Origin of the sequence: Cryobacterium sandaracinum, from assembly GCF_004403415.1 — a bacterium.
GTDB classification, from domain to species: domain Bacteria; phylum Actinomycetota; class Actinomycetes; order Actinomycetales; family Microbacteriaceae; genus Cryobacterium; species Cryobacterium sandaracinum.
Map to the genome: position 1 here is coordinate 46126 of NZ_SOGO01000025.1, position 11449 is coordinate 57574.

An 11449-nucleotide genomic window follows, 5' to 3' on the forward strand; every position below is an offset into this window, starting at 1 on the left:
TTGAAGTTCATCGTTGGGGAAACCCTCGTCTATCCGCACCACGGTGCGGTCACCCTTACCGAGCTCTCCACCATAACGCTGAAGGGCGTCGCCCAGCCGGCGATGACGCTGCGCGTGCATTCGTCGCAGCTCACAATCCAACTTCCCATCGCGAATGCGGGGCTTGTTGGAGTGCGTGACGTCATCGATGCCGCTGGGCTGGAAGAGGTCTACAAGGTTCTACGCGAGCCGTTCACGGAGGAAGCAACGAACTGGAGCCGCCGGTTCAAAGCGAATCAAGAGAAGATGGCGAGTGACAGCGTGACGCGCGTCGCCGAAGTCGTCCGGGACCTGTGGCGCCGCGAACAGGACGGCGGCGTGTCCGCCGGTGAGAAGCGGATGCTCGCCAAGTCCCGTCAACTCCTCGAGTCTGAGCTGGCGCTGGCGCTCGGCACATCACCGGAAGACACCGTCCTGGCTTTGGACGAGGTTCTCTCCGGAGCCCTCACCGAAGCGGTCTAGCCCCGCGCGGCGGTTCGACGCCCAAGCGATCCACCGACACGACGACGTGTAGGATGCCTTCCACGAGTGGGTACTCGGGCCGTCGATGATCTACCTCCGCCCGTGCTTTCCGCGTCCCGGTACATCCCTGACGAGGTGCAGGAGAACTAATACCGGCTCCTGGTCGAGAAATTGCGGCCGAAGTCCGTCAACCGACTCCTCGAAGTCGGATGCGGATGCGGCTGCGGCTGCGGCGCTTGGCCTGCCTGAGGGGAACGAGCGGTTCGCGCGGTCATGGATGGCCCTCCGAATGTGTCTTCCGCCCGTTGTCCAGATAGCCACCGAGGAGTATCTTCCGCAAAGGTGGGGCGGGACGCTGGCTCATCCTATGCCAGGCGGGTCGTCCCTTGTTGAGAGGATTACTCATGAAACGCATGGTACTGGGGTGCGTTGTCGCACTCGGACTTGTTTTCGTCGGCGCCACTTCGGCTCAGGCTGGAGAGACCAGTGGCAATGGCAGTCCGGTCCCGGGCGCAACGAACGCGAGTTCGGCGTGCGCCTATTCGGGCCGGGACCTCCCCGATGCTGAGGAAAACCAGCCGCCCCAATTCAACGACGACTTCGTCACGGACGGGCGCGTGCAGAGCTACGGGCGGTTCGTCAGCCACGGCTTCAAGGATCTGGTGCCCAGCCCGGGCGAAGCCTGCCGCGGCAACGTGACGTTTGAGGAATAGGCTGCCTAGCCGCGACCTCGGGCAACTGCGAGCACAGCCCCTACGATCTTCCCTTGGGCGCTGACCTCTGGCCGCGACGCGGCCGGTCAGATGGCCATCATGATCGTGAGGGCTTCGCGGTTGCCCCCGTCACGGTTGGCGACGGGGGATGCGTCGAGGTTCACCGTGCGGTCGAAGACCCTCCGGGATCGACGGTCCCGTCGAGGATCGCCGGCATGAGGTGTGCGATCTAGGCGCGCACGGGAGAGGGCCCGATGACCGGTTGACAGTAGGTGGCATCAACCAGTCCTTCAGTGGCGCTCGCCTGCGGGAAAAGCGGGCGGCGCCGAGCATGTCGGCGGTGAGGCTGCCGCCGGCGGACCTCCGATACGGGGTGATGGCGAGGAGAACGTTCCGGCCGGAGAAACGTTCGACCATAAAAAAATAGGCCGCGCAACCGGTATCGATTGTCGCGACCTATTTCCACATGACGAGTCGGAATGATCCGAATCTAATTTATGTGGGTGGTTCGGGAAATCCAAATTCGCCTGTGACCGCTGGGAAGTCGCGGAACGTGCCGGACGACATTCCAGCGATTAACTCCAGCTTTTCCACGACGAACATCGACGACTGGGTCACGCACCGGCGGTGTGGACTGCCCTATCGGACGATTTCCATATCATTCACGCACTCGAGCAGGTGCTTCGGCAGCAACGGTCTCCGACGCCAACCCGCCGCAACCGACGCTCGGGCACGCTGCGTGTCTCCCAAACCGGTGGCGAGCGCATCGAATTTGGCAGCTGCGTACGGAACGACCATTGGACCGTGGCGCCATCCCTGACGGGCACTATCGTGAACAGCCTTCGGATGCGGATGACCAAAACTGTTTGGAGTCGCGAACGAGTAGAGGAGCCTCGCATACTTCTCGGCGCGTGTCGTTCGAGCCGGAATGACACTTCCAATCCGAGGTTGCTTGGCACCATGGTGCGAGGCCGTTACCGCTGCATAGTCGACTGGAGTAGGTGAAGCCGGTATGGCATCGTAGGACGCATCACCCGTGAGCAGCCACTCAAGCTCACGCTCGATGTCTCGAACACGCATTGCCAAGCCGCTGTCGTTCCGGTTTCGTCCTGTACACGGCACGAGGCTGAGCCGTTGATCCGGGCCGGCATGTTGCTTGACCCATCGAGGGTTTTCCCATTGAAGCGAAATCTCTACGGCTTTTTTCGAGGCGTAGATGAGGATGTCTCCATGAGCATGGAGGATGTCAGAGGCCAGTTTCGTGTGGCTGGGTCCGATTCGCTGGCGTGGCGCGATCCAGACATGGGCCAGAAATCGGGGTTCCAGTCTCGCTCCTGCCCAGTGATCCGTGTCCCAGTGCGACAAGACGATCGGTTGGCCTCTGCACGCGCAGAATGAAAGGTTGGGTGGCGTTGAACCTGAGTGCCTTCCCATCCCTGCTCCGACGTCGAAATAGAGCCTTGGAGTGCCAGTTGTGTCGATAAGAGCGTTGGCTCCGCCTTGTCCCACGTCGATGGCGAGCATCTGCGAAAAAGCCGGAACTTCTCCAAGAGCCTTTTTGATTTTGACCTCGTCAGCGTTTGGCCAACTTCCCATGTCAAATATGCGCTTCAACGCCGGTGAGAATCTGCTTTCTCGTAGGTGGCCTATTTGGACATTCACTCCTTCCGAGTCGAAGAGGCCCTTCATGCCGGCATCAAAGAGCACGGCAGGGACACCATTTGGGTCCCCCGTCTCAAATTCGAGCCACGGAAGCTTGGCACCCAGGAGGGACCGAGACACTCTATCTTTCGCAGGAGAACTCACCTCGATTCGAACGATTGGTGCGTCGTCGAGGGGGTTCGGGCCGGACGGGCCGGATTCGAATAGTCCGCGCCAGTAGTTGTGCGCTGGCCCATCAGTAGATTCCAAATTCGCTGTCAGCGCGAACACACCCGACTCAAAACCGCGCCAATCGGCTCGGATGGCGTCGAGGACTACGGTCGGCCCAGTCTCGTCGTCGGCCGCAACCTTGATTTCCGTACGCGCGAAGTATCTGGTCACTAGTGTTTCACCCCTCGATGCCCGGAATTGGAGGGCAAGCCAGACGCGATTCATTGGAGCGCCACTATCGCACCATACAGTCCTTCCGCGACAGCGGTTGAGCGTGGATCCGCCCGTGGACAGAAAGAAACAAACCCAGATCGTGGCGCGATTCTAGTTCGCGGCCAAACTTGCCCGATAGTCGGACCTCGACGCACGCAGATTCGGTTCCAATTCGCGGCCGTTCCGAAGTCTTGGGCGGGTGTCATTGGGACCGCTCAGGGGCACGGCTTCGCTGTCGTGATGGTAGGGGCCAGGTCCTACTTCCATTCGACGGGAAATGATTGTGGCAATGACATTGCCTAATCTTCGCGCGCGTCGTTCTCGTTCTGGAGAGCCGTGTAGGACAAGGTCGGAGGCTCGCTTGCATCTTCGACCTCGGTCCATGTAACTCGGGACCGGCGCCCATAGAGATTCAGCGCTGTCTCCAACGCCTCGATCGCGCGCTGAGTGACCAGAGCGACCGCCGCAATCGACGAGGTCATCCGTATCTGTGCCGATTGGTTTTCAACGTCCACGACGGCCTCGCTGCGCTCCATCGCCTCGACGAATGCCCACTGTTTGCCATGGCTCAGACCCGACAACAACTTCCACCAAGCAAGCAGGGCCATGCGTGCGCTCGTGGGAATAGCTGGATCAGCTGTGATTGCTACCTCTGCTTTCTTGACCGTGTCGCTGTAAGTCACAGTGGTGAATGGGAAGTCGGCGGGATCTCCGAGGCTAGGGCGAGTCGCGATCAGCGCGCGGATCTCGGCCTGCGCGAGGGACTTCGACCGCGAGTTGAGGTTGCCCAGCGATATTTGAAACGTGTCGAAGTATTTCGCGTCTTCGACAGCCACCATGTAGCTTCGGCGTAGCCGCTCATCTCGGCTGACGGGCTCCAGTAGGTAGATGGCAAGCGAAGCGCTCTCGAGGGCGGCTCGGATCATCGGATAGAGCGCGGACATCGGGAGCGCTCCCGTTCCAGCGAGGACCGACTCCAGGATCGTTTGCACGGCCAGAAGGGCGTCCACCGATGCCGACATGGCCGTGCCGTGCAGGCTGCCGGTGCGCCATCGTCCGAGGTAACGGTCATCAAGTCGAAGGCTGCTCCTGTCGTCAACAACAGCGAAGAACTCACCCTTCAGCTTCGCTTCGGCGCTCGCAATGCGGGAAAACAGCAGCCGCAGAAGCGCGACGCCCACTTCCTCGGTGTCAGGGCTGATTGCGCGGTTGAAATCGAACTGGGGCGGGTTCGGAATAGTCACCCCTGAGAGTAGACCCACCTGAGATGATTGCTCACGCTGTTCACCCAGCTGCCACGCCTACTTGCCTTGCCCCGCTGCCGCGTCACTCACAGACGTGATGATTGACGCCGCCGTGGTGGCCCAACTTGCAGAAACCGATGATATGGATGGAAGGGCGAGCTGAACTCTTGATGCCGTCGGGCCCGTCGGCAAAGCCTCGATAAGCTGCACGATACCGTCGCGATCCCTGTTGGAATCGAACAGCTGATTGGGTTGCAACTCCGTTCGATAGGCGAGGTTCAGTTTGTGGTCGGCTCGCCTTGCTCGTTAAATTCGCCGAGGCGCTGCTGCAGGCCAGGCATATAAGCATCTGGATTCGACCCGATGACGTCCAAGTGTTTTCCCAGCGTCGCGGCGAGGTCCCGAACCGTTTCTTCGAACAGCATTTGCACGCGGTTCGCGTCTTCAATCATTTCGATCTCGGTCTCCAGGCCGTCCCAAGCATCCGACCACTCGCTGAAGAAATGGTGAGCGAGACGATTTCGTTCGCCCACTGCCATGGTCAGTTTCTCTTCTAAGATCGGGTCCCGCGCCAGGGTACGGAGCGCTGAGAACACAGTCCCCATTGTCGAGGTCGAGAGCGTATCGACGGCCCGGTCGAGTTCAGCTTGGGAGGCGAAGTCCTTCAACGTCACCTGATGCACGTTGACTAAGACTCGAAGCCAAAACTCCAACGCCTGCGATCCGTGCATAGCTCGGCCATAGGCAGCGAAGACCCTCTCGTCGCCGGCCGAGTGACTTTGTTCTTTGGAGGACATGGATTGGCGATATCGGTTGACCTCGTGGACGGTTGCTTTCAAGCATCTCGCGATCCGTCATCATGGGGCCATAACAGACATAGTTTGGTGGAACTTCGCCTCCACTCTCGGTGTGGCCGGCGCCTAGGCAGTCCGCACTCTGGACCCGGGGTAATGCCCTTGACCGCAAGCATCACATGCCTATTCGTTACCGGAAATCGGGAGCCGGGCAGAGAATCCGCCGCCAGACCTTTCAACCGTGGAGCAGGAGGGGCCTCACCTCGAAACTCATGGCAGGCTCTGGAGTTGAATCGCCTGCTCGATAGGGCGCCACCATGCGTGCATGCTAGCGAGACGATCGGCGGCTGCCCGTCTCAGTGCCAAAGGCCGTGAGTGCGACCTGGAACAAGGGCGATGCTGCATCCGTTGCGAGCGGCACTCGATACGTTTGTCCAATGAACCAGAGCAGCATCATCAACCTTGGCCTCCTGCTCATCACCGCGATCGGGGTAGGTGTCACCGCATGGCAGGCGGTCGACGCGCGTCACGCCCGGGACGATGCCCGTGCTGCCAGGGACGCCGCACAGGAGCACGAGACGGTCGCCCTCCGCGCATCAGCCGATTCGGCCTCCGCCGCCGCGCGGTCGGCGGAGGCGCTCGAACAGAGGAACGCGATTGAACTTTCGAAGATCGCGACCGACCCCTGGTCGCTCAGCAGTATCGGGAGCAAGTACGAACTCCGCAATATCTCGAAGGACGTTATGCATGTCGTGTCGGTTGACGAGCTCGGCGAGGGAAATGACATCACCCTTTTTGAACACGATCTGCAGGATGTCGGGCCGGGAGAGTCGATCTACTTCGACTACAGCAAGACATTCGCGAGCCCGGCAAGCACAACACTCCACGTGAGTTGGGGTGACCCGATCACCGGCGCCCGGACTTCCTGGCGCCGCACGCTCTCATGATCCCGCTCTGACTGACGAGCGAGTCGCTTATTGATTAGAAGGGACATATTCCGCCACTGCCGCTTGAGCCTTGCCCTGGCCCACGTTCTGGCTGGTCGCCGTCACCAGAACGGCAGGGAGTCGTTCCAGGGATGGTCCGGGGGAAGTCCAACGCGTGGGTCGAGCGCCAATTCGCGCAGTTTGGGCGGCAACAGAATCGGAGCATCGTAGGCAGATTCTTCCAACAGCCCCCACTGGTCTTCGTAGCCGGCCCATGTCCACATTGAAACGCGCGCGCGATCGACGCCAACGTTTCGTTTTCCCTGGACTGCATCCGGGTCGGTGAGCCAGTCCTGATGGACTATCCACGTCGCAGCGGCGACTACATTACGCGGAATGATGAATGACCGTGGCCGCTCGTGTGGCTCCTGGGGAAGGGCGACGAATACGAACCACTCACGGCTGGTCTGAGCAGGCAATTGCGCCTTGGGGGTGACCGGCCAACTCGTCTTCGGAGTGACACCATTCGCCGATTTCACTTGGACCTCGATCATGGTCCTCGAATCGTCGGCACGCACGGCGAGGATATCCGTGCGTTCAAGGCCATCGCGGGTGAGAGCGGCGCCCCAGTTCAACCGGCTCAGGACCGAGCAGACCCAATGCTCTCCAGCGGACTTCGTCATCTTCGTGTCGACCATCACGCCAGTATGGCCGAGTTCGATTGTGCGACCTGCCGAACTGTGCCTCGGTGAGGGTGGTCGGCCTTCTGGTTAGGGACAACTGGTTGCGCAGATGCTGCCTGAACGCTCATCGAATCACGGCGTATTCCGGTAAGTTTCGGACATGGGGTTTTCGGTGAGGCTTGCGCCGGGCGTGCGAATCAGAATGAACAGCCGTGGGGTCCGCGCGAGCATCGGTACCCGCGCCGCACGGATCCATGTGGGCTCGGGCAGAACAGGATTCTCCACGGGGGCGGGTCCCTTCAGTTTTTACACTTCGCTGAGCGGATCGCAAAGCCGGTCGCGTGCGCGGTCGTCGGGTCCCACGCGTCGTTCCCCGGCAGCGACTTCGCGCGCTTTGGAAGCGTCGGCTCGGTCGGTCGCGGCTAGTGAGCGCCTCCTGTACATTCAGGAACTCGTCGACCTGGTCGCCAGCCTGACGAGCCTGCATTGGGCCGATTTTCAGTCGAGCTCAGCGCCGGTTGCCCCGCCAACGCAGCTAATCGATGAAGCTGCCGTGTTCCTACGCCACCGCCAGGCTGCTCTCAAAGGGGTTGGGATTCTCGCATGGTCGCGCAGAGCGCAAGCCAAACGCGACGGCAGGGAGTCAGCTGCTCGCGAAATAGCAGCCGCGTGGGCAGCCGCCGACGACGCCAGAATGGCACAACAGGAGGATCTCGACCAGGTCTGGTCCGCTCTCGGGGCCAACGATCCGTACACGGTCATGCACGTGCTGGAAACAGCCTTCGAGGACAACGACGCCATGGCAGTCCCGCTCTCCGTTGACGGCGCCGAAGCCAGTGTTCTCGTGCTAGTCCCGCCGTCGACAGCGATGCCGTCGAAGTTGCCGAGTGTCACTCCCGGCGGGAAGCCGACGCTGAAGCAGGCGACGAAGCAGGCTACGGCGACACTCCATAAGGAGGCGGTCGCGGGCTTCACCCTCGTCACGGTCAAGGAAGCATTCGCCCAGGTACCGGCACTGCAGAGCGTGCGGGTCGTAGCCGTTACTCGGTCGGCCCCGGACGCGTACGGAACGATCAGCGCGCAGGTGCTCTTGGCGGCGACGTTCGAGCGTTCCCGCCTCGTTGGGGTTCGGTGGCGTGAGACCGGCGCCATCCAGATTGTCAACGAGGCGTCGTCGGAGCTGGCCATCCGGCAGAGTGGCTCGGCCCAGGCGCTGACGCCCTTGGATCTGTCCACGGAGCCGGAGCTTGACGCTCTGATCAAGAGCGTGGATCTCACCGAGCAGGACTAGCTCGCGCCAGCTCGCCTGTGGGTGAGTCTATGTCGACCGATCCGACGCTGCGGATTGTGCCGGACCAGAGACTTCTCGCGCCAGGACGGGGCTCACCCCGGCACCGTGCTCCGAGTCCTCACCACGCCCGCTCAAACCCCACCTTGGCTAGTGTGTCCGTATGAGCTCCGAATACAAGACCCCCAGCGACCTCCTGGAGGACGAGCGCCGGAAGCGGCGGGCCGAGGAACTGCTCCGGATCATTCCCGGCCTCCCCGCAGACCAGGCCGCGCACGCCGTCGACCGCTGGTGTTCCATGCTCGGGTCTGCCACGTCGATGGAGGAGGTGGACCGCAGGACGTTCGCGGATTTCCGGGCTGGCCTGGGTCTCGGCTCTGACGGTGGTTCCGCGGGGGTCTTGACGTAATTCCGCCTTATCGGCCATCTTGCCGGTCATGGCACATCTCGCAAGCCCGCGCCGCCGAGTATCTTTTGCGGCCACCGCTCGCAGACTGTGCCGCGTTCCGAGGAAAGACCGCCATCGCGGATGGGAATCACGGGGATCCGCGGACGTGCCAGCCGTGCATGCCGGACCCCGGCCTGCGCTGAGAATCGATGCCTCGTTGCAAGATCTCTCTGGCCACCTCGCTGTCGTTCGCGGGGCCCGCGGTGCACAGCGATCTTGGCGGAGCCTAGCACCGGCCGTGTGCGCCTAGACTGGGGCCGGGTCAGGCCCGCCGGCATATGCATCGACCGGTGTCGGGTCGTGCTCGTACGGTCCGCTGCCGCGCCGCGGACGACACGACTGGCGGAAGGCCGATCGCGCACCGACGGCCAACACGAGGGACAAAATGGGGGACGACTTGTCGAGCAGCCCGCCACCGCCACCACGCGTAACGCCGCCGCCGCCGCGACCCTCGCCCCTTTCCCCGCCCCGCGTGTCCCCGCCTCCGCCACGGTTCGTACCGCCGGCTCCGCCGGGAGACCGGGAGCGCACGCAGACCCCACGTCCCGCAGGAACGGTGCCTGAAGGCAGCAAGAGCTTCATCGTGACGTTGCTGCTTTCGTTCTTTCTTGGTGTCTTCGGCGCCGACCGGTTCTACCTCGGAAAGACCGGCTCGGCCGTCTTGAAGCTCGTCACCGTCGGTGGCTTCGGCTACTGGATGATCATCGACCTGCTCATCACGCTCTTCGGCGGCCAGCGCGACGTGGGCGGATTTAGGTTGGCCGGATACGACAAGCACAGGAAGACTGCCTGGATCGTCATCGCTGCAGTTTTCGGTTCAGCTGTACTGATCAGCATCGGTGCGGTGACACTCGCGGCCGCCGTCGACAGCGGTGGTCCGACGTCGTTCGGCTGGGTGCTCCTGGCGATCCTCGCTGCAGTCGGGATCGTCGCGGGCTCGATCTGGATGCTGCATCGTCGTCGGGCCCATGGCGCAGCCGCGAAGGAGCCGCGCGCCGTCGACTCGCTGCCCCCGCTCGTCCGCGAGCGCATCGCGAAACTGCAAACGCTCCGGCAGCTGTACCTGATGCACGCGGCAGCCGGCGACCGCGTCGCACCGTCGCTGATCGGGCAGATCGATTCAGTGATCGTAAACGTGACTGAACTATTCCGGCGGCTCAGCCTTCCGACCGACAAGGTGCAACGGGCTCTTGCCCAAGCCGAGTACGTCGACAAACTCGGCAAGCTAGCTGAGGCACTCGATCGCGACTACCTGCTGGACGTGCTCGCCAACCCGCGACTGTGGGACAACCCGGAGCAGCATATCCGCGGTGTAGCAGTGATGTTCGACGCGGTAGATGCCCAGCTTCTTGACAATATCCGGCAGGTGAACGGCCGCCGTGGGTTGAAGTTTCAGGTCGCAATCGACGGTCTTATGGACCCACGTAAGGCGATGGACGACCGGCAGCGCGACCTTGGCTCAGCGTCGGGCGCCGAATAGCGCGCGTTTCGGCTACGGCTCACTGCACGGCCGCGGGGTGGGCGCCGTGTCAAGGCGCCGTGCTCACGATGGCGGATAAGTCAGGTCCATTGCTGACCGTCCCACCAGCGTTGTCGGCCGGAACCGTCGTCATACCAACCTGCGGGAGTGATCGCGCGCGAGTCCGCGAGTATCTTGACCTCTTCTGCCTGGAACCGCTCAGTCCATTGCTGGCCATCCCACCACTGCTGCTGGCCAGAGCCATCGTCATACCACCCCGCCGGAGCGGGGTCCTGTTCAGAGCTGCGCAGAGCGGGATTTCTCTCGAGCATGTAGTTGATGCGATCCGAGAACTGTTGCGGGGTGAGTTTGTTCAGTTCGCTCTGCCAGTCCAGAAGCGCGCCGTCCGCATCGTCGATTCGGGCATTGGACAGCAACCTCCACTGCTCTTCGCTGAACGCCCGAGCGAGGAGCATCGCCCGAACACGCTCCTGCCACTCTGCACTGCTCATACTGATCTGCGGCATTCCGAACCCCGCCTCCACATCAGTGGATGGCGTTACCGGCGCAGTGTCTGGTGCACCTGGCGACCTCGGAGCAACCTGACCTTGGGTAGTCTGAAAATGAGCCGTCCACTCGTGGCCATCCCACCACCGCAGGTTTCCCGAGCCATCGTCATACCACCCTGCGGGCGCCGGGGCTCGACGCGGGTCGGACTGGAAGTGTTCAGTCCACTGCTGGCCATCCCACCAGCGCTGACGCCCGGAATCCGCGTCGTACCAGCCCGCGGGTGCGGAAACGCGCGAAATGGCAACCGCTGCTTGACCTTCGGCCCGGCGAGCCTCGGCGAGGCTTGACTCTAACTCGCGGAGCCGCGAATTCTTGTCGCGGGACGCGCCCACCATAGCAATGGTGCCGATTGTCAGTCCGACCAGTGCGAGACCAGCGATTGCCGCACCGAGTCCTGGTCCGTCCTCGTCCGATTGCGCGTACTCATAGTCCGGGGAGGATCCCTCCTCCTTGTCAACTGGAACCGACTCCGCGGGTCCTACGAGCGCATTCGTCCCGTTCTTATACAGCAGATCCCGTTGAGCGCCGGGAGTACCTTTAGAGTTCGCAAGATGCGTTCCCTTCGGAACACGGACACTTCGGAGTTGCCATTCTTCAGCCATGCGATTCCTTTCTCCGATGCCTCTGGAAGGATTGCCCACCAGCGCAGCATCCGCATCCTTCGCACGAATCGGGACGGAATCTGAGTCTTGAGCCATGTGAGTTTTTGCCTGTTCTCTTTGTTCAATCGAACGTACT

At 62.1% G+C, this 11449-nt stretch carries 11 protein-coding genes; 6 read left to right on the plus strand and 5 right to left on the minus strand.

Annotated elements, in window-relative coordinates; genetic code table 11:
- Both E3T25_RS08800 and E3T25_RS08805 read left to right on the plus strand, forming a co-directional pair.
- On the plus strand, positions 1-501 hold the full coding sequence (locus tag E3T25_RS08800; protein ID WP_104102105.1) for a CarD family transcriptional regulator: 501 nt from the start codon (positions 1-3) through the stop codon (positions 499-501).
- Between the two features lie 404 nt (positions 502-905).
- The gene (locus tag E3T25_RS08805; RefSeq protein ID WP_104102102.1) at positions 906-1214 is read left to right on the plus strand and encodes a hypothetical protein; all 309 of its coding nucleotides are present in this window, start codon (positions 906-908) and stop codon (positions 1212-1214) included.
- A 639-nt stretch (positions 1215-1853) separates the two neighbouring features.
- Here E3T25_RS08805 and E3T25_RS08810 read toward each other — a convergent pair.
- The 3 genes from E3T25_RS08810 to E3T25_RS08820 all read right to left on the minus strand — a co-directional run bounded on the left by E3T25_RS08810 (position 1854) and on the right by E3T25_RS08820 (position 5340).
- A complete protein-coding gene (locus E3T25_RS08810) occupies positions 1854-3257 on the minus strand; it encodes a ComEC/Rec2 family competence protein (protein ID WP_134373700.1) in 1404 nt (467 codons plus the stop codon).
- Positions 3258-3598: 341 nt separating this feature from the next.
- Complete coding sequence (locus E3T25_RS08815; RefSeq protein WP_134373702.1) at positions 3599-4543, minus strand: hypothetical protein; 945 nt, start codon at positions 4541-4543, stop codon at positions 3599-3601.
- 278 nt (positions 4544-4821) lie between these two features.
- Positions 4822-5340 (minus strand): hypothetical protein, encoded by a 519-nt coding sequence (locus E3T25_RS08820; protein WP_134373704.1) that lies wholly within the window; start codon positions 5338-5340, stop codon positions 4822-4824.
- 434 nt (positions 5341-5774) lie between these two features.
- On the opposite strand from E3T25_RS08820, the gene E3T25_RS08825 reads away from it, so the two are divergent.
- On the plus strand, positions 5775-6284 hold the full coding sequence (locus E3T25_RS08825) for a hypothetical protein (RefSeq protein WP_134373706.1): 510 nt from the start codon (positions 5775-5777) through the stop codon (positions 6282-6284).
- 101 nt (positions 6285-6385) lie between these two features.
- Here E3T25_RS08825 and E3T25_RS08830 read toward each other — a convergent pair whose 3' ends face one another.
- The gene (locus tag E3T25_RS08830; protein WP_134373708.1) at positions 6386-6961 is read right to left on the minus strand and encodes a hypothetical protein; all 576 of its coding nucleotides are present in this window, start codon (positions 6959-6961) and stop codon (positions 6386-6388) included.
- 679 nt (positions 6962-7640) lie between these two features.
- On the opposite strand from E3T25_RS08830, the gene E3T25_RS08835 reads away from it, so the two are divergent.
- The 3 genes from E3T25_RS08835 (at position 7641) to E3T25_RS08845 (ending at position 10162) form a co-directional block, all read left to right on the plus strand.
- Positions 7641-8237, plus strand: a complete 597-nt coding sequence (locus E3T25_RS08835) for a hypothetical protein (RefSeq protein WP_134373710.1) — start codon at positions 7641-7643, stop codon at positions 8235-8237.
- Between the two features lie 160 nt (positions 8238-8397).
- Positions 8398-8643 carry a hypothetical protein gene (locus E3T25_RS08840; protein ID WP_134373712.1) on the plus strand — a complete coding sequence of 82 codons (246 nt, stop codon included), beginning with the start codon at positions 8398-8400 and terminating at the stop codon, positions 8641-8643.
- A 595-nt stretch (positions 8644-9238) separates the two neighbouring features.
- Entirely contained in the window at positions 9239-10162 is a 924-nt protein-coding gene (locus E3T25_RS08845) for a TM2 domain-containing protein (protein WP_134373714.1), read from the plus strand.
- Positions 10163-10242: 80 nt separating this feature from the next.
- Here the strand turns inward: E3T25_RS08845 and E3T25_RS17440 are convergent, their stop codons facing one another.
- On the minus strand, positions 10243-11313 hold the full coding sequence (locus E3T25_RS17440) for a DUF2510 domain-containing protein (RefSeq protein WP_241976882.1): 1071 nt from the start codon (positions 11311-11313) through the stop codon (positions 10243-10245).
- Between the last annotated feature and the right edge of the window lie 136 nt (positions 11314-11449).

Bases quoted from the DNA above. Each gene is read 5' to 3' on its own strand.
- E3T25_RS08835 (WP_134373710.1), top strand. From the start codon at position 7,641: ATGGCACAACAGGAGGATCTCGACCAGGTCTGGTCCGCTCTCGGGGCC.
- E3T25_RS08825 (WP_134373706.1), top strand. From the start codon at position 5,775: ATGAACCAGAGCAGCATCATCAACCTTGGCCTCCTGCTCATCACCGCG.
- E3T25_RS08840 (WP_134373712.1), top strand. From the start codon at position 8,398: ATGAGCTCCGAATACAAGACCCCCAGCGACCTCCTGGAGGACGAGCGC.
- E3T25_RS08805 (WP_104102102.1), top strand. From the start codon at position 906: ATGAAACGCATGGTACTGGGGTGCGTTGTCGCACTCGGACTTGTTTTC.
- E3T25_RS17440 (WP_241976882.1), bottom strand. From the start codon at position 11,313: ATGGCTGAAGAATGGCAACTCCGAAGTGTCCGTGTTCCGAAGGGAACG.
- E3T25_RS08820 (WP_134373704.1), bottom strand. From the start codon at position 5,340: ATGTCCTCCAAAGAACAAAGTCACTCGGCCGGCGACGAGAGGGTCTTC.
- E3T25_RS08830 (WP_134373708.1), bottom strand. From the start codon at position 6,961: ATGGTCGACACGAAGATGACGAAGTCCGCTGGAGAGCATTGGGTCTGC.